This is a genomic window from Solibacillus sp. FSL H8-0523 (assembly GCF_038051985.1).
In the GTDB taxonomy this organism is placed as follows: Bacteria; Bacillota; Bacilli; order Bacillales_A; family Planococcaceae; genus Solibacillus.
In genome coordinates this window covers 3,252,658-3,275,485 of the sequence record NZ_CP150291.1, presented here as the reverse complement: position 1 = coordinate 3,275,485, position 22,828 = coordinate 3,252,658, and the positions used below count along the sequence as shown (strand labels likewise).

25 protein-coding genes and 1 pseudogene are annotated in these 22,828 nt (G+C 40.2%); 20 read left to right on the top strand and 6 right to left on the bottom strand.

Annotated features, from left to right (window positions below; genetic code table 11):
* Positions 1 to 10: 10 nt before the first annotated feature.
* The 3 genes from NSQ62_RS16480 (at position 11) to cysC (ending at position 3,523) form a co-directional block, all read left to right on the top strand.
* Entirely contained in the window at positions 11 to 712 is a 702-nt protein-coding gene (locus NSQ62_RS16480; protein ID WP_341321179.1) for a phosphoadenylyl-sulfate reductase, read from the top strand.
* Between the two features lie 88 nt (positions 713 to 800).
* On the top strand, positions 801 to 1,700 hold the full coding sequence (cysD, locus tag NSQ62_RS16475; RefSeq protein ID WP_341321178.1) for a sulfate adenylyltransferase subunit CysD: 900 nt from the start codon (positions 801 to 803) through the stop codon (positions 1,698 to 1,700).
* The gene (gene cysC, locus NSQ62_RS16470; RefSeq protein WP_341321177.1) at positions 1,700 to 3,523 is read left to right on the top strand and encodes an adenylyl-sulfate kinase; all 1,824 of its coding nucleotides are present in this window, start codon (positions 1,700 to 1,702) and stop codon (positions 3,521 to 3,523) included. Before cysD ends, cysC begins: the two co-directional genes overlap by 1 nt.
* A gap of 113 nt (positions 3,524 to 3,636) precedes the next feature.
* Here cysC and cysQ read toward each other — a convergent pair whose 3' ends face one another.
* Together cysQ and NSQ62_RS16460 are read right to left on the bottom strand one after the other, a co-directional pair.
* Positions 3,637 to 4,449 (bottom strand): 3'(2'),5'-bisphosphate nucleotidase CysQ, encoded by an 813-nt coding sequence (cysQ, locus tag NSQ62_RS16465; RefSeq protein WP_341321176.1) that lies wholly within the window; start codon positions 4,447 to 4,449, stop codon positions 3,637 to 3,639.
* 24 nt (positions 4,450 to 4,473) lie between these two features.
* Entirely contained in the window at positions 4,474 to 5,349 is an 876-nt protein-coding gene (locus NSQ62_RS16460) for a LysR family transcriptional regulator (RefSeq protein ID WP_341321175.1), read from the bottom strand.
* A gap of 217 nt (positions 5,350 to 5,566) precedes the next feature.
* Between NSQ62_RS16460 and cobA the strand changes: the two genes are divergently transcribed.
* The 12 genes from cobA to NSQ62_RS16400 all read left to right on the top strand — a co-directional run bounded on the left by cobA (position 5,567) and on the right by NSQ62_RS16400 (position 17,388).
* The gene (gene cobA / locus NSQ62_RS16455) at positions 5,567 to 6,343 is read left to right on the top strand and encodes a uroporphyrinogen-III C-methyltransferase (RefSeq protein WP_341321174.1); all 777 of its coding nucleotides are present in this window, start codon (positions 5,567 to 5,569) and stop codon (positions 6,341 to 6,343) included.
* A gap of 12 nt (positions 6,344 to 6,355) precedes the next feature.
* On the top strand, positions 6,356 to 7,081 hold the full coding sequence (locus NSQ62_RS16450; RefSeq protein ID WP_341321173.1) for a sirohydrochlorin chelatase: 726 nt from the start codon (positions 6,356 to 6,358) through the stop codon (positions 7,079 to 7,081).
* A gap of 12 nt (positions 7,082 to 7,093) precedes the next feature.
* Positions 7,094 to 7,240, top strand: a complete 147-nt coding sequence (locus NSQ62_RS16445; protein WP_341321172.1) for a YezD family protein — start codon at positions 7,094 to 7,096, stop codon at positions 7,238 to 7,240.
* Between the two features lie 18 nt (positions 7,241 to 7,258).
* On the top strand, positions 7,259 to 9,058 hold the full coding sequence (locus NSQ62_RS16440) for an assimilatory sulfite reductase (NADPH) flavoprotein subunit (protein ID WP_341321171.1): 1,800 nt from the start codon (positions 7,259 to 7,261) through the stop codon (positions 9,056 to 9,058).
* Between the two features lie 24 nt (positions 9,059 to 9,082).
* A complete protein-coding gene (gene cysI, locus NSQ62_RS16435; RefSeq protein WP_341321170.1) occupies positions 9,083 to 10,807 on the top strand; it encodes an assimilatory sulfite reductase (NADPH) hemoprotein subunit in 1,725 nt (574 codons plus the stop codon).
* A gap of 24 nt (positions 10,808 to 10,831) precedes the next feature.
* A complete protein-coding gene (locus NSQ62_RS16430) occupies positions 10,832 to 11,425 on the top strand; it encodes an NAD(P)-dependent oxidoreductase (protein ID WP_341321169.1) in 594 nt (197 codons plus the stop codon).
* Between the two features lie 132 nt (positions 11,426 to 11,557).
* Positions 11,558 to 12,409: a DUF72 domain-containing protein gene (locus tag NSQ62_RS16425; RefSeq protein WP_341321168.1), complete on the top strand. Its 852-nt coding sequence runs from the start codon at positions 11,558 to 11,560 to the stop codon at positions 12,407 to 12,409.
* Positions 12,410 to 12,576: 167 nt separating this feature from the next.
* Positions 12,577 to 13,941 (top strand): bifunctional UDP-sugar hydrolase/5'-nucleotidase, encoded by a 1,365-nt coding sequence (locus NSQ62_RS16420; RefSeq protein ID WP_341321167.1) that lies wholly within the window; start codon positions 12,577 to 12,579, stop codon positions 13,939 to 13,941.
* A gap of 76 nt (positions 13,942 to 14,017) precedes the next feature.
* Entirely contained in the window at positions 14,018 to 15,121 is a 1,104-nt protein-coding gene (locus NSQ62_RS16415) for an HD-GYP domain-containing protein (protein ID WP_341321166.1), read from the top strand.
* A 65-nt stretch (positions 15,122 to 15,186) separates the two neighbouring features.
* Positions 15,187 to 15,936 carry a sporulation protein YunB gene (yunB, locus tag NSQ62_RS16410; RefSeq protein ID WP_341323958.1) on the top strand — a complete coding sequence of 250 codons (750 nt, stop codon included), beginning with the start codon at positions 15,187 to 15,189 and terminating at the stop codon, positions 15,934 to 15,936.
* A 123-nt stretch (positions 15,937 to 16,059) separates the two neighbouring features.
* Positions 16,060 to 16,971 (top strand): lipoyl synthase, encoded by a 912-nt coding sequence (gene lipA / locus NSQ62_RS16405; protein ID WP_341321165.1) that lies wholly within the window; start codon positions 16,060 to 16,062, stop codon positions 16,969 to 16,971.
* 63 nt (positions 16,972 to 17,034) lie between these two features.
* On the top strand, positions 17,035 to 17,388 hold the full coding sequence (locus tag NSQ62_RS16400; protein WP_341321164.1) for a YutD family protein: 354 nt from the start codon (positions 17,035 to 17,037) through the stop codon (positions 17,386 to 17,388).
* A 39-nt stretch (positions 17,389 to 17,427) separates the two neighbouring features.
* Here NSQ62_RS16400 and NSQ62_RS16395 read toward each other — a convergent pair whose 3' ends face one another.
* Positions 17,428 to 17,694: a DUF3055 domain-containing protein gene (locus tag NSQ62_RS16395; protein ID WP_341321163.1), complete on the bottom strand. Its 267-nt coding sequence runs from the start codon at positions 17,692 to 17,694 to the stop codon at positions 17,428 to 17,430.
* A gap of 91 nt (positions 17,695 to 17,785) precedes the next feature.
* On the opposite strand from NSQ62_RS16395, the gene NSQ62_RS16390 reads away from it, so the two are divergent.
* Positions 17,786 to 18,235 (top strand): DUF86 domain-containing protein, encoded by a 450-nt coding sequence (locus NSQ62_RS16390; RefSeq protein ID WP_341321162.1) that lies wholly within the window; start codon positions 17,786 to 17,788, stop codon positions 18,233 to 18,235.
* A 1-nt stretch (position 18,236) separates the two neighbouring features.
* On the top strand, positions 18,237 to 18,995 hold the full coding sequence (locus tag NSQ62_RS16385; protein ID WP_341321161.1) for a TIGR01457 family HAD-type hydrolase: 759 nt from the start codon (positions 18,237 to 18,239) through the stop codon (positions 18,993 to 18,995).
* A 16-nt stretch (positions 18,996 to 19,011) separates the two neighbouring features.
* Here NSQ62_RS16385 and NSQ62_RS16380 read toward each other — a convergent pair whose 3' ends face one another.
* Positions 19,012 to 19,248, bottom strand: coding sequence for a YuzB family protein (locus NSQ62_RS16380; RefSeq protein ID WP_341321160.1), 237 nt, complete (start codon positions 19,246 to 19,248; stop codon positions 19,012 to 19,014).
* A gap of 278 nt (positions 19,249 to 19,526) precedes the next feature.
* Between NSQ62_RS16380 and NSQ62_RS16375 the strand changes: the two genes are divergently transcribed.
* Positions 19,527 to 20,594: an NAD(P)/FAD-dependent oxidoreductase gene (locus NSQ62_RS16375; protein ID WP_341321159.1), complete on the top strand. Its 1,068-nt coding sequence runs from the start codon at positions 19,527 to 19,529 to the stop codon at positions 20,592 to 20,594.
* 94 nt (positions 20,595 to 20,688) lie between these two features.
* Here NSQ62_RS16375 and NSQ62_RS16370 read toward each other — a convergent pair whose 3' ends face one another.
* On the bottom strand, positions 20,689 to 21,021 hold the full coding sequence (locus NSQ62_RS16370) for a YuzD family protein (RefSeq protein ID WP_341321158.1): 333 nt from the start codon (positions 21,019 to 21,021) through the stop codon (positions 20,689 to 20,691).
* 28 nt (positions 21,022 to 21,049) lie between these two features.
* On the opposite strand from NSQ62_RS16370, the pseudogene NSQ62_RS16365 reads away from it, so the two are divergent.
* Positions 21,050 to 21,342: pseudogene (locus NSQ62_RS16365) on the top strand (NifU family protein).
* A 174-nt stretch (positions 21,343 to 21,516) separates the two neighbouring features.
* Here the strand turns inward: NSQ62_RS16365 and NSQ62_RS16360 are convergent.
* Entirely contained in the window at positions 21,517 to 22,215 is a 699-nt protein-coding gene (locus NSQ62_RS16360; protein WP_341321157.1) for a DUF2225 domain-containing protein, read from the bottom strand.
* Positions 22,216 to 22,422: 207 nt separating this feature from the next.
* Between NSQ62_RS16360 and NSQ62_RS16355 the strand changes: the two genes are divergently transcribed.
* Positions 22,423 to 22,797, top strand: a complete 375-nt coding sequence (locus NSQ62_RS16355) for an iron-sulfur cluster assembly accessory protein (protein WP_341321156.1) — start codon at positions 22,423 to 22,425, stop codon at positions 22,795 to 22,797.
* The last annotated feature ends 31 nt before the right edge of the window (positions 22,798 to 22,828 follow it).

The following is a 22,828-nucleotide window of genomic DNA, read 5'->3' as shown; positions in this document are numbered from 1 at the left end:
AGGAACTGATTTGTTAACGTATGAAACGTGGGTAGAGGAGTCTGTTACGTTTGATGAAACAGACGAATTTAAAGGGGCCCTTCAAGTATTAGAATGGAGCTATCGCACATATGGCAAGGATGTTGTGTACGCGTGTAGCTTTGGCATAGAAGGCATTGTATTAATTGATTTAATCGCGAAGGTACAAAAAGACGCACAAATTGTCTTTTTAGATACCGATGTCCATTTTAAAGAGACGTATGAAACGATTGAACGTGTACGTGAAAAATATCCCACTTTAAATATTGTATTAAAGAAATCGGATGTATCGTTACAGGAACAAGCTGAGCAGTTCGGTGAGAAATTATGGGAAACGAATCCAAATAAATGCTGTCAAATCCGTAAGCTAGACCCGTTAAATGAAGTATTGACGGGAGCAAAGGCATGGATTTCAGGCTTGCGTCGCGAGCAATCTGAAACACGTCAGCATGTGCAGTACATTAACCAAGATCACCGCTTTCAATCGGTAAAAATATGCCCGCTGATTCATTGGACGTGGAAGGATGTTTGGCGCTACGTATCTAAGCATGAATTGACATATAACGTGCTGCATGATCAAGGTTATCCGAGTATTGGCTGTGAGCATTGTACAAAGCCGGCCTTTACACTCGAGGACTTACGTGCAGGAAGATGGCAAGGGCAAGGAAAAACGGAGTGTGGCTTGCATGGATAATGCAGAACGTATAAAGGCAAGTGAAGGGCTTGTTCTGATTTTAGCAAGCTCTTTTTACTACGAAATCATAGGATAGGAGTTAATAGACATGACAGAAAGCTTACACCTGCGTCAACTAGAGGCGGAGGCCATATACATTATTCGAGAAGTAGCAGCAGAATGTGAAAACCCTGTAATGCTTTATTCAATCGGCAAGGATAGCTCCGTTATGCTGCATTTAGCGATGAAGGCCTTTTATCCAGAAAAGCCGCCGTTCCCATTTATGCATATTGATACGACGTGGAAATTTAAAGAAATGATTGAATTTAGAGATCGTCGAGCAAAGGAATTAGGCATAGAAATGATTGTTCATAAAAACGAAGAAGGAATCGCGCAAAACATTAATCCGCAAGATCACGGCGCGGCGTATACAGACATTATGAAAACGCAAAGCCTCAAGCAGGGACTCGATAAATACGGCTTTACAGCGGCCTTTGGTGGTGGACGCCGAGATGAGGAAAAATCACGAGCTAAAGAGCGCATTTTTTCATTCCGTAATAAAAATCATGCCTGGGACCCAAAAAATCAACGTCCTGAAATGTGGAAGCTCTATAATACAAAAATTAACAAAGGCGAGAGTATTCGCGTGTTCCCGCTTTCGAACTGGACTGAAAAGGATATTTGGCAATACATTCGTCAAGAAAATATCGATATCGTGCCACTATACTTCGCCAAGGAACGCCCTGTTATTTATCGTCATGGCAATTATGTCATGGTCGATGATGACCGCTTGCGTTTAGAGCTAGGTGAAAAAGTTGAAATGAAAAAAGTTCGCTTCCGTACGTTAGGCTGCTATCCGCTGACAGGTGGAATTGAATCTGATGCGGTGACATTGGATGAAATTATTGAAGAAACACTTGGAGCAGTTACATCTGAGCGTACGACACGCGTCATTGACCAGGAGGCAGTCGGCAGTATGGAGCGACGTAAGCGAGAGGGGTATTTCTAATGGGCAAAAGTTTATTGAAGTTTATTACATGTGGCAGTGTGGATGATGGGAAATCAACACTAATTGGCCATATGCTTTATAATGCAAAGCTATTATTTGCAGACCAGGAAAAGGCACTAGAGCTTGATAGTAAGGTCGGTAGCCGCAATGGAGAAATTGATTATTCATTACTATTAGATGGTTTACTAGCAGAGCGTGAGCAGGGAATTACGATTGACGTTGCCTACCGTTATTTTACGACAAGTACACGTTCTTTTATCGTAGCGGATACGCCAGGTCATGAGGAATATACGCGTAATATGGCGGTAGGGGCATCCTTTGCCGATTTAGCGATTCTTTTAGTTGACGCAAAAAAAGGGATTATTACACAAACAAAGCGCCATGCACGTATTTGTGCATTAATGGGCGTAAAGCATATTGTGCTAGCCATTAATAAAATGGACTTAATTGATTTTGATGAGACGCGTTTTGCTGCAATTAAGCACGATTTTTTACAATTTGCGAAAGAGTTTTCATTTGCAACGATTCAAGTGATTCCCGTTTCGGCGACGAACGGTGATAATATTACAGCATCATCCGAAAATACGCCGTGGTATGACGAGCTAGCGCTACTTCCTTACCTAGAGCAAATTAATACCGGTCAGGAAACTGCAGAGCAGGCGTTTATGATGGCGGTGCAGCGTGTTAGTCGTCCGAACTATACATTCCGTGGGTTCCAAGGACAGGTGCGCGGCACAATTACGATAGGGGATGAGGTTATTTCCTTACCGAGTAATGAAAGCGCTAAAGTTAAGAGTATTTTATTGACGGATCAAGAAGTTCAAACAGCTCATGATGGTAGCCCCGTGACGATTCAGCTAGATCGCGAGGTAGACGTATCGCGCGGTTGTGTATTAACCACATCAACTGACATGAAAATCGCAGACATGTTACGTGCACAAATTTTATGGATGGATGATACGAATCTTGTGCCGGGACAAAATTACTTAGTAAAAATTGGAACGAAAATGATTCCGGGAACCGTCATTTCAATTCAGCATAAAGTAGACATTAATACAGGCGAAGAAGTTTCGACGGAGCAAATTGAAAAAAATGAACTCGCAACATGTCATATCGCGCTTGCAGAAAAAGTTGTTTTCGATGTATTTGCCCAAAACGAAGAGCTAGGCGGATTTATCCTCATTAATCGTGTAACGAATATGACGTCAGCCTGTGGTGTTATTGAACGCGGCATATCCGAAACGGAGCATGTAATTTATCAAAAAACAGATATTACGCGCGAGGTACGTGCCGAGCAAAAAAATCAAAAGCCACTAACATTATGGTTTACAGGACTTTCAGGCTCAGGCAAATCCACATTAGCAAACGCAGTGGAAAAGCGTCTTGTATTACTTGGTTACCATACGATGTTATTAGATGGAGATAATGTCCGTCTTGGGTTAAATAAAGATTTAAACTTTAATGAGGCAGACCGTGTTGAAAATATTCGCCGCATTGCAGAGGTAGCAAAGCTAATGAATGACGCGGGATTAATTACATTAACATCCTTTATTTCACCATTCGAGCAGGAGCGTCAAAAGGCGAAGCAAATTATTGGTGAAGACTTTATTGAAATTTATGTGAGCACGCCATTACATATATGTGAAGCCCGTGATGTGAAGGGGCTGTATGAAAAGGCAAGAGCTGAGGAAATTCGCCATTTCACAGGGATTTCCAGCCCATATGAAGCACCAGTAAATCCAACGATTACGATTGATACAACAAATATTTTGTTAGAGGAAGCAACGGATTATTTAGTAAAGGAAATTGCAAAACGATTATAGATAAAAAACAAAAATACAAATTTTCCATGGAGAAAATTTGTATTTTTTTGATGTGAGAAAAAGTGTTTTTTTATCAGTTCACTTATGTGCTAGCCACTTTTAATTTGTACACATTATGCACGATGAACGATATGGAAAGGATTTTTCAGCTGCTGTTTATTGTACTGCATTGGTGCTTTAGACGGGTACACTTCAACATGCGCACCGCTATATGTTACGATGGCCTCGCCCGCTGCTGTATCCCATTCCATTGAATAGCTAAGACGAGGATAAATATCCGCCGCGCCTTCTGCAACAAGGCACATTTTAATTGAGCTACCAGAGGAAATCGTTTCGACCTTTGGATAGAGTTGTGCTAACTGCTTTAGATAGCATTCCGTTTCGGGTGAAAAGTGTGAGCGGCTGACAACAACGCGAATGGCGTCATGCTGTTTTGGTAGCGGTAGCTTTTGTGCTGAAGCTAGTAGTTGTTCTGTTGATTGCCCTATGATCCGTGTACAATCGCTCAATTTGTATGAACCAGTTGCTTTACTTGCGAAGTACATTGTCTCCTGTGCGGGTATGTAAATGACACCAGCAATAGGTGAGCCGTTTTCGATTAAGCCAATATTAATCGTAAACTCACCGTTCTTTTTAATAAACTCCTTCGTGCCATCTAACGGATCAACAAGCCAAGTATAGGGCCATTGTTGGCGTGTTTTAAAATCAAGAATTTCCCCCTCCTCACTAATAATAGGAATGTCTGGGTACTTATCAGTAAGCTGTTCATAAATGTATTGATGCGCTGTTTTATCAGCAATTGTTACAGGCGATGCATCACTTTTCAAATCCACCTCGAATGACTCTGCATGATAGATGTCTAAAATTTTCTGTCCAGCCTCAAAGGCGATTGTTAGAATGTCGTGTATCTTTATAGTTTCAATCATTTTTCTGCCTCGTTTCTTTTTATTTTAAGTCGTCAGTATGTCCAAAAAGGTTTTGACATTGCCCTTTTTAAGCATAATCGACGAATAAATATACGATAATGTCCGGAAAAGAGGCGGTGTATCTAGTTGAAGAATGGCGATATCCCCATTGGCATGATCTCTCTCTACAACATGCTTAGAAAGTAAGGAAATGCCTAGCCCATTTATAACGGATTGTTTAATCCCTTGATTACTACTAATCGTCAACATGGAGTTTACTTTTAACCCATTGGCGTGTAGGAAATGCATTAAATTCGCTTGTGTGCCAGAGCCTAATTCTCTTGAAACCCAGTCTTCATTTTGCAGGTCTGACACATGAAGCTGCTTCTTCTTTGCTAGTGGGTGCTCTTTTGATGCAATGACGACTAATTCATCCTTCATAAATGGTTGGATGATAAGTGACTTTTCGTTTGTTGCACCTTCAATTAGTCCAATATCTACTTGAAATTTCTTCACGGCCGCCACAATTTCCTCGGTGTTGCCAATCGAAATTTGTAGGCTTAAATTTGGGTGCTGCGATTTTAATTTAATAAGCAGTGTAGGCAAAATGTATTCCCCAATTGTAAAGCTTGCACCAATCGTTAAATCGCCCTGAATTGTGTGATGATGCTCAAGTATTTGTTGTTTCGTTTGTTCATATAATTGAATAATCTGCTTTGCTTGATCTAATAGAATTTCTCCAGTAGGGGTAATGCTAATTTGCTTTGTAGAGCGTTGGATTAATTGTGATTGAAATTGTTGTTCAAGATTTTTTATATGCAAACTGACTGTTGGCTGAGACATAGTTAGTAGTTCTGCTGTTTTGGTAAAGTTTTTTATTTCACAAAGTTTAATAAAAGTTTGTAGTTCTTCCAGGTTCATTTCATATCACCTCACTAAACGATTATTTTTCATAATGGAACTGATTATTTATTTCTATTTTACTAATTGTGGAATATTTAGTAAAGTAGTTACAATATAAAATATAGTAAACCTAGTTATTTTATAAGAATTAATGTAAAACCTAGAAATATCAAGGAATAACGAGTCGGCACAATAAATAAAAAGGGCATTTATTGCATTAAAGGAGAGTATTTTAATGGGAAAAGTTTATATTGTAGGTGCTGGACCAGGAGACGAGGAATTAATTACATTAAAAGGTCTTCGTTGCATTAAGGAAGCGGACGTTATTTTATACGACCGTTTAATTAATCAGGACTTACTGAACTATGCAAAGCCAAATGCAAAATTAATTTTTTGCGGTAAAATGCCAAATCGTCATGCAATGATTCAGGAGCATATTAATTATTCGCTTGTCCAGTATGCACAGCAAGGGTTGACTGTGACGCGATTAAAGGGAGGCGATCCTTTCGTATTCGGTCGGGGTGCAGAGGAGGCAGAGGTGCTTGCAGATCATGCCATTCCGTATGAGATTGTACCAGGCGTCACATCTGGTATCGCAGCAGCTGCTTATGCAGGAATTCCCGTGACGCATCGAGATTTAAGCTCTAGTTTTGCGATTGTGACGGGGCATATGCGTGAGGGTAAGGATGATTCAATTAAATGGGAAAGCTTAGCAAAAGGAATCGACACATTAGCTATTTATATGGGGGTTGGGAATTTACCTTATATTTGCTCGCAGCTTTTGACGAATGGTCGTAATGGTACGACACCGGTTGCTGTTGTGCACATGGGAACGTACGTGGAGCAAAAAACAGTTGTCGGTACATTAGATACCATTGTTCGTATCGTTGAGGAACAAAAAATTAAAAATCCAAGCATGATTATTGTTGGGGAAGTTGTAACAGTTCGGGAAAAGATTCAATGGTTCGAACAGTTGCGACCTCAAGCATTGTTAACGGAACACATTGTGTAGGTAGGTGAAGGTATGCAGGCGGTTTTATATGTTGCGCATGGCACAAGGGTACGGCAAGGAATCGAGGAGGCACTTCTCTTTATAGACCGTGTGAAGCCGCACATTTCAATTGAAATTCAAGAGTTAGCTTTTTTAGAATTAGCGGAACCAGATATTTTGCAGGGGATTGAACACTGTGTGAAACGGGGAGCGACAAAAATTGCGATTGTTCCGATTTTGTTATTAGCCGCGCAACACGCAAAAGAGGATATACCAAAGCTTCTTGTGCAGGCAAGCGAGCAATTTCCGCAGATGACTTTAACCGTAGCGCAACCATTTGGTATTCATCCAAAGCTGATTGAGACGCTATATAAGCGTATTTTAGAACAACAGCTAGAGCTTGTACCAGAAGCAGAGGTGTTATTAGTTGGGCGTGGGAGTAGTGATCCGGATGTTGCGCGTGACATGGCGATGATTGCGCAGCAACTTGAACAGACGTATAGCTTCCACCGTGTGAGCACATGTTTTTTATACGGAGCAACACCCTCGTTTGAGGAGATTGTAGCACAATTGAAGCAGCGACCATTGAAGCAGCTGTTTATCGTGCCGTATTTATTATTTTCGGGTTTATTGCGAAATGGCATTCAAAAGAAAATTGAAACACTAGATACCTCACATGTGATTTTATGTGACAGTCTAGGCTACGACGACAATGTTGAGCAAGTTTTAATTGAACGTGTACATGAGGTAATACGCTAGGAGGGAAGCATCATGTCGAAAAAAGAAAGTAATTTAGATGAGGTGCTAGAAAACATAAAGGCATCGTTAGAATCGTTGAAATATGGGACAGTGACACTCGTCGTTCAAGACGGGATTGTCATTCAAATTGAGAAAAACGAAAAAATTCGTTTGAAATAAATTGGCGAGGTGGAAAAGTTGGCTTTACATGTAGGAAACAGTCCTTTTCAAGAGGATCAAATTAAATTAGTAAATGAATTACTTTCAACATTAACAGACTATCAAAAAATTTGGTTAACAGGCTATTTTAGCGCTACGCAGGCCCTAGCAGTACCACAAAGTGAAGGGGCAGAAACCGTAAAGCTTGCTACAAAAACAGAACGACAAGCTGCGACGATTTTATTTGGCTCGCAAACAGGAAATGCACAGGGTCTAGCTGAAAAGCTTGCAGCAAAATTACGAGTTAGTAACGTGGATGTGACGATTTCAGCAATGTCTGCATTTAAAACAAATGCACTTAAAAAATTGACAAACCTGTTTATTGTGACGAGTACGCATGGTGAGGGCGAGCCACCAGATAACGCGATTCAGCTACATGAATTTTTATATAGTAAGCGCGCACCGAAGCTTGAACAAGTGAAATTTTCAGTGTTAGCGCTGGGTGATTCCTCGTATGAATTTTTCTGTAAAACAGGGCTTGATTTTGATGAACAGCTTGAAAAATTAGGAGCGCAGCGCATTGTTCCACGTGTGGATTGTGATTTAGATGATGACGAGCAAGCAGAGAAATGGCTAGAAGATGTGACAAATACGCTTACTTCTTTAGCGGGCTCGTCAGTGCAGCCTGTACAGCAAGAGGTACAAATAGCACAAGTAGAGACGAGCTATTCAAAGAAAAATCCCTTTTATGCGGAAGTATTGGCAAATATCAATTTAAATGGTCGTGGTTCAAATAAAGAAACACGTCATCTTGAATTGTCACTAGAAGGCTCTGGGCTTACGTATGAGCCAGGCGATAGCATTGGTATTTTACCGCAAAACGCACCGGAGTTAGTGGACCAGCTGCTAGAGGCACTAACGTTTGATGGCAATGAGGAAGTGCTTGTACAAGAAGAGCATCTCACTTTAAAAGAAGCACTCTTAAATAAGCTGGAAATTACGGTGCTATCAAAGCCATTACTTCAAAAGATTGCTAACTATACAGCAAATGAGGCACTTGCAACATTAATCGCCAGTGACGACGCATGGAAGGAATTTAGTTATGGGCGAGACCTTGTTGACGTTGTACATAAATTTGGACCGTTTACATGGTCAAGTCAGCAATTTGTAGAGCTATTACGCAAAATTCCAGTACGTCTTTATTCGATTGCAAGCAGTCAGCTAGCAAATGAAGAAGAAGTTCATTTGACAATTGGCAAAGTGAGCTACGAAACGGATGGTCGGGAGCGTGGTGGTGTATGTTCGAATCAAGTAGCAGCACGTCTTGAAGAAGGTGCGCGTGTCCCGGTATACGTACATAAAAATCCGAACTTTAAATTACCAAAAGATCCAACGACGCCGATTATTATGATTGGTGCGGGTACGGGTATTGCACCATTCCGCTCATTTGTGGAGGAACGTGCAGAACGAGGCGATACAGGGAAGGCTTGGCTATTTTTTGGGGATCAGCATTTTATGACCGATTTCCTTTATCAAACCGAATGGAAGCGGTGGTTACAGGACGGGACATTAACAGAGCTATCTGTTGCATTTTCTCGCGATACAGAGCAAAAGGTTTATGTACAGCACCGTTTACAGGAAAATGTGCATGAACTTTATAAATGGTTACAAGAAGGCGCTGTTGTTTATGTATGTGGTGATAAAAAGACGCTAGCAGTCGGAGTAGATCAAACACTGCAGACGATTGTCGAACAAGCGGGAAATAAAACGCAGCAGGAAGCCGAGCAATATGTACAAAGCTTACGAGCTCAGCAGCGTTATCAACGAGATGTTTATTAAGCAAAATGAATGGAGAGAGCTACAATGACTGAAAAAATTGTCTTACCACCACAACCTGGTACGCCAAATGATGTAGAACGTATTAAGAATGAAAGTAATTATTTACGTGGAACGCTTGAACGCACAATGCAATACCCTTTAAGCTCGGGTATTCCGGATGATGATAACCGCCTCATGAAGTTCCATGGTAGTTATTTGCAAGATGATCGTGATGTGCGTAATGAGCGCGAGAAGCAAAAGCTAGAGCCAGCGTATCAATTTATGGTGCGTGTACGAACACCAGGAGGTACAGCAACATCACAGCAATGGCTCGTGATGGATGAGATGGCTGAAAAATACGGGAATGGTTCGTTAAAATTAACAACGCGTCAGGCCTTCCAAGTACACGGCATTTTAAAATGGAATGTAAAAAAATATATGCAAGAAATTCATGATGTGCTACTCGATTGTATCGCGGCTTGCGGTGACGTCAATCGAAACGTGATGTGTAACGTCAACCCAAATCAATCTGCACTACATGATGAGGTTTATCAATGGTCAGCAAAATTAAGTGAGCATTTATTACCGAGAACACGCGCGTATCATGAGCTTTGGCTAGACGGTGAAAAAATATACGATGGAGAGAAAGTAGATGTCGAACTTGAACCGATTTATGGCGAGTTGTATTTGCCTCGTAAATTTAAAATCGGCATTGCGATTCCACCGAGTAATGATGTAGACGTATTCTCGCAAGATATTGGCTTTATTGCCATTGTAGAAAACGATGAACTAATCGGCTTTAATGTAGCGGTTGGTGGAGGAATGGGGATGACGCATGGCGATATCTCAACCTACCCGCAGCTTGGGCGTTTAGTTGGCTTTATTCCAAAGGAGCGTTTACTAGAAACAGCAGAGAAAATTTTAACGATCCAGCGCGATTATGGTAATCGTTCTGTTCGAAAAAATGCGCGCTTTAAATATACGGTGGATGCGCGTGGTGTCGACTGGTTCAAGGAAGAATTACATCGCCGTTTAGGTTGGGAGTTAGGAGAAGTACGTGCATATTCATTCAAACGTACGGGTGATGAGTATGGCTGGATTAAAGGCGCAGACGAAAAGTGGCATTTTACATTATTTGTGCAAAATGGCCGAATTCGTGATTTTGAAGACTATCAATTAAAAACAGGTCTTCGAGAAATTGCGAAAATCCATACAGGGCTATTCCGCTTAACACCAAATCAAAACTTATTAATAGCGGATGTAACACCGCAAAAGAAACGTGCAATTGATGCGCTACTGAAAAAATATAATATAACAGACGGTGCACATTATTCGGCACTACGTCGCAATTCGATTGCCTGTGTCTCACTACCAACTTGTGGATTAGCAATGGCTGAGGCAGAGCGTTACTTACCATCTTTAATTACAAAACTTGATGCGACACTAGCAGAAATTGGACTGCTTGAAACAGAAATTGGTATCCGTATGTCGGGCTGTCCGAATGGCTGCTCACGCGCGGCCATGGGCGAAATCGGCTTTATCGGAAAAGGACCGGGTAAATATAATTTATACTTAGGTGGCGACTTTAAAGGGCAACGCTTAAATAAGTTATACCGTGAAAATATTGGTGAACAAGAAATATTAGCGGAACTCGAACCGATTTTAATGCGCTATGCAAAGGAGCGCGAAGACGGGGAACATTTTGGTGACTTTGTCATTCGTACAGGCTACGTGCTGGCAGTAACAGATGGACGCGATTTCCATAGTTAAAGGATTGAGAAGATGTATCCGGTCATGTTAAATATACGAAACAAAAAAGCTGTGGTAGTTGGTGGTGGCAACGTAGCGTCTCGAAAAATTGTTGGTCTAGTAGCAGAGGGAAGTATTGTTTCTGTGATTAGCCCTAAAATAAATGAGGCAATTTATGAGCTAGTGCAACAAGGGATCGTTCACTGGGTAGCGCGAACATTTGAGGTGGCAGACGTAGAGGGTGCCTTCATCATCATTGCGGCAACAAATAGTCAGAGCGTTAATGCACAAGTGGCGAGTTGCTGTCAGCCAGAGCAATTAGTAAATATTGTCGATAATCCAAAACAGAGCACATTTCATGTTCCGGCAAAGGTACAGCGCGGCGACTTAGTCATTGCCGTTTCAACAGGTGGTGCGAGCCCGTTGCTTGCTAAAAAGATTCGAAATGAATTAGCTGAACAGTATCCAACTGATTATGCGGAATATATTGCATTCTTAGCTATGGCTCGTCAGCGCATATTAGCTCAGGAGCTCTCACCCGCGAAGCGTAAAGCACTGTTAGAAGAAAGTCAGCAACAACACTATTATCATTCAGTACAGGCAAGGCAATTATTTTTTACAGCAACAGATTTAAATTAAAAATTGAATACACATGTAATCAGGCGCATTTCCTACCAGAATGCGTCTGATTTTTTGTTTACATTAAGTTACGTATTGTTTTTCTAACGTTGTAAGTTCGTTTTCTTGTACAATATAAGTGAGGTGAACCACATGATTAACATCGGTTTAACAGGCTGGGGAGATCACCCGGATGTTTACAGCTCTGTTACAACAGCAAAAGATAAATTATTTGATTATAGCGGACATTTTCCAGTCGTAGAATTAGATACATCTTTTTATGCGATTCCTTCTATTGAAAACGCCGAAAAATGGTGTAAAGGGACGCCTGATACCTTTCAATATGTCGTCAAGGCGTACCAAGGAATGACCGGACATTTACGTGATGAACTGCCATTTGAAACGAAAAATGATATGTTCAATGCCTTTCGAGCATGTCTTGATGTGTTTAGGAAGCATGAGAAACTTGCAATGGTATTAGTCCAATTCCCACCATGGTTTGATTGTCAGACAAAAAATGTGAACTATATCCATTATATAAAGCAACAATTAGCAAATTACCCTGTGGCCATAGAGTTTCGCAATCAATCGTGGTACAGCGCGCAAATGAAGGATAAAACATTGGTCTTTCTAAAAGACAACGATTTGATTCATGTTGTGTGCGATGAGCCACAAGCAGGTAGTGGCTCAGTACCGTTCGTACCGGTGGCAACACATGACAAGGTGCTCGTGCGTATACACGGGCGTAATGTACATGGTTGGCGCAACATCGGTCATGCGGAAAACTGGCGTAAAGTGCGTTTTTTATATGACTACAACGAGGAAGAGTTACAGCAGCTAAGCGAGCAAGTACGCTTGTTGAACAAACAAGCCAAGCACGTGGTTGTCGTGTTTAACAATAACTCTGGTGGACACGCTGCCAAAAACGCGAAGCGTATGCAGCAAATCCTACAAATTGAATTTGAAAACCTAGCCCCCAAACAGCTCGGGTTGTTTGGGGAATAATTGGCTAATCATCGTAAGTTGGGGATGCTTTTGGCCGTGCCCGCAGAAAGCGTCCGCCGTAACGTAGCAGAACGGATAAGATTGAAACGTGCTTATTTTATTTATTTAAGTTTGTCATTTTTAAATTAGGGTGAAGAGCCAAATTAATACCAAACGAGGTGACCGTTATGCGAGAACGAATTCATATTTTCCATACAAATGATTTACACAGTCATTTTACGTATTGGAAACGCAGCCAATACTTTATAGAACAAACGAGAAAAATGCTCGCAGTACAAGGCGAGACGAGCTTTTTAATCGATTTAGGTGATCATTTAGACCGTTCGAATTTGGTAACAGAAGCCACACTCGGCAAATGTAATATCAAGATGCTAAATGATGCTAATTATGATGTGGTCACACTTGGGAATAACGAAGGCATTACATTGTCGCATGATGAGCTTTATCATCTATACGATGATGCGCGCTTTGAGGTTGTCGTTGGGAATTTGTTTTCCACACAAAAAGAAAATCCGCAGTGGATGAAGCCATATACGATTTTAACGACGCAGTACGGTACGAAAATTGCGGTATTAGCAGCGACGGCCCCGTTTGATTTGTTTTACAGACAGCTTGGCTGGGATATTACGCTGCCAAGACCAGAGATCATTAAATGGGCATATGCGTTAAAAGATGAAGTCGATGTTATTGTTTGCATGTCGCATTTAGGCATTACAGAAGACGAGCTACTCGCACAGGAATGCCCTGCGATTGATGTCATTTTCGGCTCTCATACACACCATGTATTCGAGCAAGGACGTTTAGAAAACGGAGTGTTATTAACAGGCGGTGGGAAATTTGGGATGTATACAGGTCATTTAACATTGGAGTTTGACCACGAGACAAAAACACTTGAGAAAAAGTCGGATCGGCTATATGAAAACGCGTTATTGCCAGAAGCAATGGGTGAAGGGGAATGGTTAGAATCGATGCAAAAAGAGGCGAAGCAGCTACTGGAGCAACCTGTTTTTCAAGTGACAAAACCATATAATAAAGAATGGTTCCATCGCTCACAGCTCTCGGATTTGTTTGCCGAATGTCTCTTTAATTATACCAATGCCGATTGTGTGTTATTTAATGCAGGAGTTTTTGTTGAGTCTATGAAAAAGGGCTCGATTTCAAAGTATGACATTCATAAAATGTTGCCGCACCCGATTAATATATGTGTAGTTCATTTAACTGGAGCAGAGTTAAAAGAAATTTTCCTGCAAGCAGAAAATGAAGAGTGGCCGCGTCTTGAATTAAAGGGACTTGGCTTCCGTGGTGTGATTTTCGGTAAAATGCTTCACTACGGTATGAAAATGAATGCCGCACGTGAATTACTCATTCACGGAGTGCCTGTGGAAGCGGGCAAAGAATATCGTTTAGCGACACTGGATTTATTTACATTTGGCTTTTTCTTTCCAAGTTTCAAATATGCAAAAAAAGACTATCTTTTACCACAATTTTTACGAGATGTATTTAAAGAATATTGTATGAAAAAGTTTGGTTAATCTCCAAATAAATCTTTCCATAGACATAATAAGGGATATATAATGAACGTAATATTAGAATGGAGATTATCGAGAAATGCGATTAATATCGATTAATGTTTTAAAGGAAGGTATGGTAGTCGGAAGAACTATCTGGAATGAAGCAGGGCATCCACTATTACATAAAGATGTTATTGTTACAAGCCGCATTGTTGATCGATTACGTGATTTAAATATTCAATATTTATATATTGATGACAATATATCTTCAGGGATTACAGTTGAAGAAACTGTGGCATCTGCAAAGAGAATTGAAGCCGTAAGAAATATGACTATGGCTTTTACTGATGTGAAACAAGCGAAAGCTTCACAAGCATCATATATATTAGATCAACAATCAAAAGTGCTTGGGCTCATTGTAGAGGATATTCTAAGTGCGGTTATGAATAGTAACGAAGTATTAATGGTATTAACAGATGCTTATTTATACGATGAATATATTTATCAACATTCGTTTCAGGTAACGATGTATTCCGTTGCGATTGCAAAAGAGTTAGGCTATTCCTATGAAGACATTCGCTTAATTGGTATTGGAGCATTGTTACATGATATTGGTAAGATATTAATCCCATCAGAAATTTTGCAAAAGCCGGGCAAATTAACGGATGAAGAATTTGAAGAAATGAAGCAGCATTCACGTTTTGGATTCGATATTTTACGTAACCTGCATTCGGTTTCCTTACTTGTCGCCCATTGTGCGTTCCAGCATCATGAACGAATTGATGGTAGTGGTTATCCGCGTGGGTTAGTTGATTTTGAAATTCACCCATTTGCGAAAGTCATTGCTGTTGCAGACGTATTTGATGCGTTAACGTCCAATCGTGTCTACCGCAAAAAGATGTTACCGACGGAAGCAATTGCCATTATTGCGGAAGGTAGAGGGAAACAATTCGATGCACGTGTAGTCGATGCTTTTTTACGCAGTGTCGTACATTATGCAAATGGATCGATTGTGTATTTAAGTGATGGACGTAGAGGTATTGTTTCCAAACAAAATTTAGTGGATGTGACACGTCCTTGGTTGCGTATATTTGAAGAAAACGATCAATTATTAGACGCAACCTATGAAATTTGTTTAAGTGATTATCCGATAGTAAATGTTGAAAAAATTGAAACAGACTATGTTGTCCCAGTCGAATAACAAAGTCCTCCTACTCATAATTTATGGGAAGGAGGATTTTTTTGCATTTTCCTAATAAAAGACGGATGCGATTTCCTAAACGACAACACGGACGTAAAAATGTTATTACGTTAATATTAACGAGTTTAATTGTCATGATTATTGTAAGTATTTATGTATTAAATGCGCGATTAATGCCTCTCTATTTAGAGTATGCTGAAGTACAAACGCATAAGGTGGCGTCTTATGTCGTAACGAAAGCGATTAATTCTAGAACATCAAGCGTATTAGATGTAAATGACATCATTGTTGACCTACCTACACAATCGGATGATATGATCACGACAAAGTTTAATACAGACATTATTAACCAAGTACGTTCCGAAACGGTTACATTAGTAAAAGAATATTTACAGCAAGCAGAAAATGGCGATTTAACAAGCTTACCGAATTTAGATAACGTGGAGTATGATGTAGGAAAAATGGAAGCTGGGGACGGGATTGTATTTTTTGTTCCCCTCGGCCAGGCGTTGAATATTCCGATTATAGGCAATTTAGGGCCCAAAATCCCAATTCGACTGCATTTAATCGGAAGTGTCGATAGTAATGTAGAAACGACAATCACCGAATTTGGTATTAACAATGCAAAAGTGGACGTGGATATTTTTATTGAAGTGAATGTGCAAATCATCATCCCGTTTGCAAGTAGTTCAGCGACGGTTAATCAAAAAATTCCCGTTGCCATGGGGTTAGTAAGAGGAACGGTACCCCATATTTATAGTGCAGGGGAAGGAACGCAGCCATCGATAGAAGTACCAATTCCTTATGATCGATAACGGAACACCGAACTATCGGAATTGTTGGACTTGCAAGAAAAGTCAGTTGTTGTAAATGACGGAATATGGTACATTGACAACAGAAATAACGTAAAAATGGTTGAGTGAAAAGGAGAAGAATACATGACATCTTGTAAACCAACTAATTCAAAAGAAGAATATTTACGAAAACCAGAATGGCTAAAAATTAAGCTAAATACGAATGATGAGTACAAAGCGCTGAAAAAATTAATGCGTGAAAAAAACCTAAATACAGTATGTGAGGAAGCACGTTGTCCAAATATTCATGAATGCTGGGGAGAACGTCGAACTGCAACTATGATGATATTAGGCTCCATTTGTACACGTGCCTGTCGTTTTTGCGCGGTGAAAACCGGTTTGCCGAATGAGCTGGATTTAGCAGAGCCAGAACGTGTAGCAGATTCGGTTGCATTAATGAATTTAAAACATGTTGTCATTACGATGGTTGCGCGTGATGATTTAAAAGATGGAGGCGCGGAAGTACTCGCCGAAACGGTACGCGCCATTCGTCGTAAAAGCCCATTAACATCGATTGAAGTATTGCCGTCTGATTTAACAGGGCGCGAGGAAAGTTTACGCCTTTTAATGGACGCAAAGCCGGACATTTTAAACCATAATATCGAAACGGTGCGCAGTCTCACACCGCGTGTACGTGCAAAAGCGACGTATGACCGCTCATTAGCGTTTTTACGCCGCGCGAAGGAAATGGAGCCAAATATCCCAACGAAATCATCGTTAATGATTGGCTTAGGGGAAACACTAGAAGAAATTTATGAGGTTATGGATGATTTACGTGCAAACAACGTCGACATTATGACAATTGGTCAATACTTACAGCCAACGAAAAAGCACTTACCCGTTAAGAAGTACTATTCACCAATAGAGTTCGGGAAAATGCGTAAAATTGCGATGGAAAAAGGCTTTAGTCATTGTGAGGCTGGTCCACTTGTGCGTAGTAGCTACCATGCCGATGAGCAAGTAAACGCTGCGGCAAATCACAAACTAGAAATTTAAGGTCGATATTGCTTTCGAGGGAAATGTTCTATAACATGGAATGTAAGATAGGTGGTGTCCAATTTGATTATTGCAGAAGGCTATGCGTATGAAATCATTGAAAATGTGCGTGAAGGCTTCCAACAAGAGGCATTTAGTGCACGTTATTCAGATATTTTAACAAAATATGATTATATCGTTGGGGACTGGGGTTACGGTCAACTACGTTTAAAAGGATTTTTTGATGACAAAAATCAGAAATCTACATTTGATACGAAAATTAGTACGGTTCAAGATTATTTATACGAGTATTGTAATTTTGGCTGTGCGTATTTCATCGTGCAAAAAACAGGGCGTGCACCAGAAATCGTAGCAGTAGAGGCTACAGTGGAAGCGCCGGTACTAGAAGAAACAGCAGTAGAACAACAAATGGATTAACAAAAAACGAGGAGGCATATGATATGCTCCCTCGTTTTTTTAACTTAATAACTCGCGTAAATATTCACGTAAATCTTCTGTTTCTGCTTCTGTGCGGCTATAGGCGTGTTCTAAGTAGCCTGGTTCTTCAATGTCATCTGAACCAAGGATGGCAAAGCGATTGAATTGAATATCGAGCACAAGCACTTTACCGAAAAATCGGCTGCTTTGTAGAATCGCTAAATCATAGCGCTGTGTTTTTCCTGCGAAACTCACAAAGCGCGTTTTTGTATCTTCTACATCATCATATAAGAAAAATCGTTCCATTTTGTTTTGAACCCCTTCCATATCTAAAGAATATGGTACTATATATAGGAAAACACTATCAACTTTATTTGACTGAATGGAGGCTTTATCTATGTATTTCGTAGATAGAAATAAAATTACAAAAAACTTAGCACACTTAGACGAACTAATCGCCATTTTTGAAGGTACAGACAACTGGTTACAGGGCGAAATTCATACATTAGCATTACAACGCATTGGTCACAACATGATGGAAGCCATGATGGATGTAGGGAACTTAGTAATCGACGGGTTCATCATGCGTGACCCAGGTAGCTATGAAGATATTATTGATATATTCGTGGATGAAAAAGTGATTACACCTGAAATGGACGCACCTTTAAAAGCAGTAGTAGGCTTACGTAAAATGATTGTACGCGAATTTATCGCTGTAGATAATGATGAGATTTTAAACGTGTTAACGAAAAACTTACCAACGTTGAAACAATTCTCAGGCAAAGTACATGACTACTTAACAAACGAGTTAGGTCCTGTTTCAGCATTTTTACCAGAGGATAAGTAATATGTATAAAGCGTATTGCTTTGATTTAGATGGTACGATTTATCGTGGTAAAGCTGGGATTGAATCGGCTGCGCAGTTTGTTCATGAACTACAAGCGCAAGGCGTGGAGCCATTTTATTTAACGAACAACTCATCAAAAACACGCGAAACACTGCAGCAAATGCTTCAAGACATAGGCATTACGGCACCACTTACACATATTTATTCAAGCTCACTCGCGACAGCAAAATATGTGGCGAGCAGGAGTAAGGATAAACGTGTGAATGTAGTCGGGGAGCAAGGGATTCGTACAGCCCTTGTGGAAGAGGGATTAACAATTACCGATGAACAAGCAGACATTCTTGTAATGGGCATAGACCGTGACATGACGTACGCGAAGCTAGCGAAGGCAAGTAGCTACGTACAAAATGGAGCAGAGTTAATTGGCACAAATGGGGATATTAAATTTCCGTATGAAGATGGTTTTGCACCAGGGAATGGCTCATTTGTAAACCTAGTAGCTAACGTGGCTGGCGTGAAACCGATTTTTGTTGGGAAGCCATCACCAGTGATGCTACAAATTGTGGCGGACGAGCACGGCTTTACTAAGAATGAAATGGTCATGGTTGGTGACAATTACGACACCGACATTTTATGTGGTATCAACTTTGGTTGCGATACGATTCATGTGAATACGGGCGTGACACCAACTGAACTTGTGAAGCAAAAGGAAAAGCTACCTACGTATTGTGTAGAGAACTTACTTGAGTTAAATAAATAACAAAAATCCGATGTGGCTACCACATCGGATTTTCTTCGATATATTGATAAATCGCCTTTGTTAACTCGTCAGGCGTATCAGCTTCAATAACCTCACCGTTTACTACCGCAATAAAACCATTGGCACATTTCGTACAATAGCTCATGCAGCCGTATTCGAGCACATCAAAATCAGGGTCTTTTTCAAGCGCCTCATATGTTTTTTGTGCGCCGTTTGCTAAATTGGTAATACAAAATTCGGCCATATTAAACATCCTGTCACCTCACTACTTGTCCATGCTACTTTGTTTTTTGCTGTGCGTCAATTGCTACGTACTTACATCAGTTCTCATGAAATTGATCGAATTTCTCTATGTGAATTTTTTCACAAAATCCATTTTAATATATTGTGAAACTTATCACAAACCGTTATAATGATTATGGAAACTTTGTGAACAAAATCGATTTTCATTTAGCAAGTGACGGGATATTTGCTAAATGAAAATCTTGTCTGATTAATCATCATTACTTATAGATAAGAGGGAAAAGCGCTATGCAAAAATTAGTATTACTTGGCGGCGGCTTTGGGAATATGCGTGTGTTATTACGTATTTTACCGAACTTACCAGCAGATGTAGAAGTTACATTAGTGGACCGTACAGCCTTCCACAGCATCAAAACAGAATTTTACGCACTTGCAGCAGGTACATCAACAGACAAAGAAGTTCGTGTTGATTTTCCTGAGCATGATCGATTAAAACGAGTATATGGAGAAATCGTTCGTATCGACCGCGAAGATAAAAAAGTGTATTTAGAAGATGATACAGCACTTGATTACGATCAGCTTGTTGTTGGTTTAGGCTGTGTTGATAAATACCATGGTGTTCCGGGCGCAGATGAATTCACAATGAGCATTCAAACAATCGGGAAAGCACGTCAAACATTTGAGCGTGTTTGTGGTTTAGCACCAGGCGCAACAGTTGCAATCATCGGAGCGGGTCTATCAGGCATCGAGCTTGCGAGTGAGCTACGTGAAAGCCGTTCAGATTTAAATATTAAATTATTTGACCGCTCTAACCGTATTTTACGTGACTTCCCAGAGAAGCTAAGTGAATATATTAAAAAATGGTTCGAAAAAAATAATGTAGAAGTTATTCCAAATTCAAACATTACACGTGTTGAAGAAGGTCACCTGCACAACCACGACGAAATCATCGATGCAGATGTAATCGTTTGGACAGCTGGTGTTCAGCCCGTTCAAATCGTACGTGAATTAGACGTAGAGAAAGATAAATTCAATCGTCCAATTATCACAGATCACTACCATGTAGTAGGGGACGAGGATGTTTATGTTATCGGGGACTGTGCATCATCACACTTACCACCAACTGCACAATTAGCAGAAGAGCAAGCAGAGCGCGTGGTAAAAGTATTAAAGATGCGTTGGAAAGGTGAAACATTACCTGAAAAACTTTCTGAAATTAAAATGAAGGGCTTCATGGGCTCTTTAGGTAAAAAACAAGGTTTCGTAAATTTAGGAGATACAACCGTAACAGGCCGTATCGCACGTTTAATGAAATCTGGTTATATGTGGTATTACAAAAAGCAAAACGAGAACTAGGAACAATTTTGTGAAAAGTTGACAGTTATGCGAGTGTTCTAATATGTGTAATAAAAACGTCCAAGCCAGGGTATGATAGGCTTGGACGTTCTTTTTATTCGTCGATTGAAGTGAACCCAGCATTTTCAAGTGCAGCAAAGACGGGCTTGATTTGCACATAGCCTTCACCGACCACTTCATCGTTAATTAATACGAGTGGATAGAAAAATTCATCTTCTTGAATACGATTGGCAAAATCTTGGTCGCGTTCATTCTCAATAGCACCTTCGATATCGATATAGCGAATCGAAAAGGCTTGATCTGGATATTTACGCGAGATGGCTGCTTGTAGCCATTCGTATGTATCCTTAGAGGACGGAGCATTGACACAGCTGGCGCACATAATATCTGCACCGAAAACTTCAATCACTGGAGCTTTAGTAGACATAGAAATTCAAACCTTTCGTTATTCAATAATGGATTTTTTTACTTCTTCACATTATAATAACTTTAGTGAAGGGAGTCGAGTAAAATGACAGAAACAGAACAATATCAACAAGTACAAGAAGTTTTAGATAAATTACGTCCGTTCCTATTACGTGACGGCGGTGACTGTGAATTAGTAGACATTGAAGACGGTATCGTAAAATTACGTTTATTAGGTGCATGCGGTAGCTGCCCAAGTTCTACAATCACATTAAAAGCTGGTATTGAACGTGCATTATTAGAAGAAGTGCCAGGTATTATTGAAGTCGAGCAAGTATTCTAATTAAACATGACTAAAGAGCAGGAGAATTATTTCTCCTGCTCTTTTTACGTCTAGGCATGCGCGCCAGCTGCTCGAGGCGTTTCGAAAGGCTCTACGCGTGGCAAGCACGCTAGGATCCTTCCTCCAACACTTGTCGCAGCTAAAAGGGCGCGAATGCGCTTTTCTTATAACATTTTATGAATTAGCTAGTTGTTCACGGGCTTCGCGTACAAGCTCCCATTGCTCTTTTGCCATGTCGACAAGCTTACCTTCACCACCACCAACACGTTGGCTCTCAATAACGCGTGAGAAGAAGCGTGTGGCGTTTTCGTAATCCTCTAAGCGACGAGAGAGCTCGGCAATCATATACATGACACGCACATCAGACATTTGTGTGCTTGAATAGTCTCCATTTGAGAATGTTTCCATGTAATGATCGCGTGCAATTTTTAAGAAACGTTTTTCTTGGCCCTCATTGTTTAATGAACGATATAACCATGCAAGACGTAGTGCCAAACCAGAAGTGATGACATACTTTTCTTTTTTTATCGTTGCACATAAAAATGCTAATTTATACGCTTGGATTGCATCGAATATACTACGTTCGGTTTTAAAATTATGGGGTACCCATTTATTACAAATTTGAGCATCGAGTTGTTCTTTTACGCCAGGCGCAAAGTATTTATTGAAGTCTTCAGTAAATGAAAATCCACAATGCTGACAGACGAATACATTATAATATAAAGCATTTACATGCTGATCTGCATAAATCGGCTGGAAATCCGTATCGGTATGTTCTATTTTAATCGATTTTGAACGGACTTTTAATGTAGGGAAGCTTTTTTTGCAGTGTATACAATCTACACTTTTTTCGTAAAATGGAGAAATTTCCATGTAACCATACCTTTCTGTGGAGGCTTTATAGTTTATTATAGCAAGAATTTTAACAAGTAGTAACTAATAATTAGAAATATTGTGAAAAAATTAGTACAATATTCCTTTTGTTTTTTTGGCGTAACTAGTATTTTTTTCTTTTAAGGCAGTTTTGTTGTCAGATGGGAAATACTATTGATATGATAAATGCAAAGGAAGGTGACTGGAATGGCGATTGAAAAAGAAGTAGTAATTTTAACAGAAGCAGCCTCATTTCAAGTCAAAGAAATGATGGCTCATAACGAAGAAGACAACGCGAGCTTACGTGTTGCCGTAAAAGGCGGCGGTTGCAGCGGACTATCGTATGGCATGGCTTTTGATAATGAAGTAAACGAAGATGATTTTACAGATAACCAGCACGGCATTCGTATTTTAGTGTCAAAAGAAGATGCCGGCATTTTACAAGGAACAAAAATCGATTTTAAACAATCACTTATGGGTGGCGGTTTTACCATCGACAACCCTAATGCACTTGCTTCATGTGGCTGTGGCTCAAGCTTTAAAGCAGCAGCACGACCAGCAGAGCCGCAAATTTGTGAATAAATGATTAGAGGTGCCCTCGTTCAATATGAAC

What these genes read in the sequence shown, in the direction of transcription:
- NSQ62_RS16380 (WP_341321160.1), bottom strand. Translation starts at nt 19,248, where the DNA reads ATGTTTAATATGGCCGAATTTTGTATTACCAATTTAGCAAACGGCGCA.
- NSQ62_RS16445 (WP_341321172.1), top strand. Translation starts at nt 7,094, where the DNA reads ATGTCGAAAAAAGAAAGTAATTTAGATGAGGTGCTAGAAAACATAAAG.
- NSQ62_RS16460 (WP_341321175.1), bottom strand. Translation starts at nt 5,349, where the DNA reads ATGAACCTGGAAGAACTACAAACTTTTATTAAACTTTGTGAAATAAAA.
- cysQ (WP_341321176.1), bottom strand. Translation starts at nt 4,449, where the DNA reads ATGATTGAAACTATAAAGATACACGACATTCTAACAATCGCCTTTGAG.
- NSQ62_RS16430 (WP_341321169.1), top strand. Translation starts at nt 10,832, where the DNA reads ATGTTAAATATACGAAACAAAAAAGCTGTGGTAGTTGGTGGTGGCAAC.
- cysD (WP_341321178.1), top strand. Translation starts at nt 801, where the DNA reads ATGACAGAAAGCTTACACCTGCGTCAACTAGAGGCGGAGGCCATATAC.
- yunB (WP_341323958.1), top strand. Translation starts at nt 15,187, where the DNA reads ATGCGATTTCCTAAACGACAACACGGACGTAAAAATGTTATTACGTTA.
- lipA (WP_341321165.1), top strand. Translation starts at nt 16,060, where the DNA reads ATGACATCTTGTAAACCAACTAATTCAAAAGAAGAATATTTACGAAAA.
- NSQ62_RS16415 (WP_341321166.1), top strand. Translation starts at nt 14,018, where the DNA reads ATGCGATTAATATCGATTAATGTTTTAAAGGAAGGTATGGTAGTCGGA.
- cobA (WP_341321174.1), top strand. Translation starts at nt 5,567, where the DNA reads ATGGGAAAAGTTTATATTGTAGGTGCTGGACCAGGAGACGAGGAATTA.
- NSQ62_RS16390 (WP_341321162.1), top strand. Translation starts at nt 17,786, where the DNA reads ATGTATTTCGTAGATAGAAATAAAATTACAAAAAACTTAGCACACTTA.
- NSQ62_RS16450 (WP_341321173.1), top strand. Translation starts at nt 6,356, where the DNA reads ATGCAGGCGGTTTTATATGTTGCGCATGGCACAAGGGTACGGCAAGGA.
- NSQ62_RS16420 (WP_341321167.1), top strand. Translation starts at nt 12,577, where the DNA reads ATGCGAGAACGAATTCATATTTTCCATACAAATGATTTACACAGTCAT.
- cysC (WP_341321177.1), top strand. Translation starts at nt 1,700, where the DNA reads ATGGGCAAAAGTTTATTGAAGTTTATTACATGTGGCAGTGTGGATGAT.
- NSQ62_RS16395 (WP_341321163.1), bottom strand. Translation starts at nt 17,694, where the DNA reads ATGGAACGATTTTTCTTATATGATGATGTAGAAGATACAAAAACGCGC.
- NSQ62_RS16355 (WP_341321156.1), top strand. Translation starts at nt 22,423, where the DNA reads ATGGCGATTGAAAAAGAAGTAGTAATTTTAACAGAAGCAGCCTCATTT.
- NSQ62_RS16425 (WP_341321168.1), top strand. Translation starts at nt 11,558, where the DNA reads ATGATTAACATCGGTTTAACAGGCTGGGGAGATCACCCGGATGTTTAC.
- NSQ62_RS16360 (WP_341321157.1), bottom strand. Translation starts at nt 22,215, where the DNA reads ATGGAAATTTCTCCATTTTACGAAAAAAGTGTAGATTGTATACACTGC.
- NSQ62_RS16385 (WP_341321161.1), top strand. Translation starts at nt 18,237, where the DNA reads ATGTATAAAGCGTATTGCTTTGATTTAGATGGTACGATTTATCGTGGT.
- cysI (WP_341321170.1), top strand. Translation starts at nt 9,083, where the DNA reads ATGACTGAAAAAATTGTCTTACCACCACAACCTGGTACGCCAAATGAT.
- NSQ62_RS16375 (WP_341321159.1), top strand. Translation starts at nt 19,527, where the DNA reads ATGCAAAAATTAGTATTACTTGGCGGCGGCTTTGGGAATATGCGTGTG.
- NSQ62_RS16370 (WP_341321158.1), bottom strand. Translation starts at nt 21,021, where the DNA reads ATGTCTACTAAAGCTCCAGTGATTGAAGTTTTCGGTGCAGATATTATG.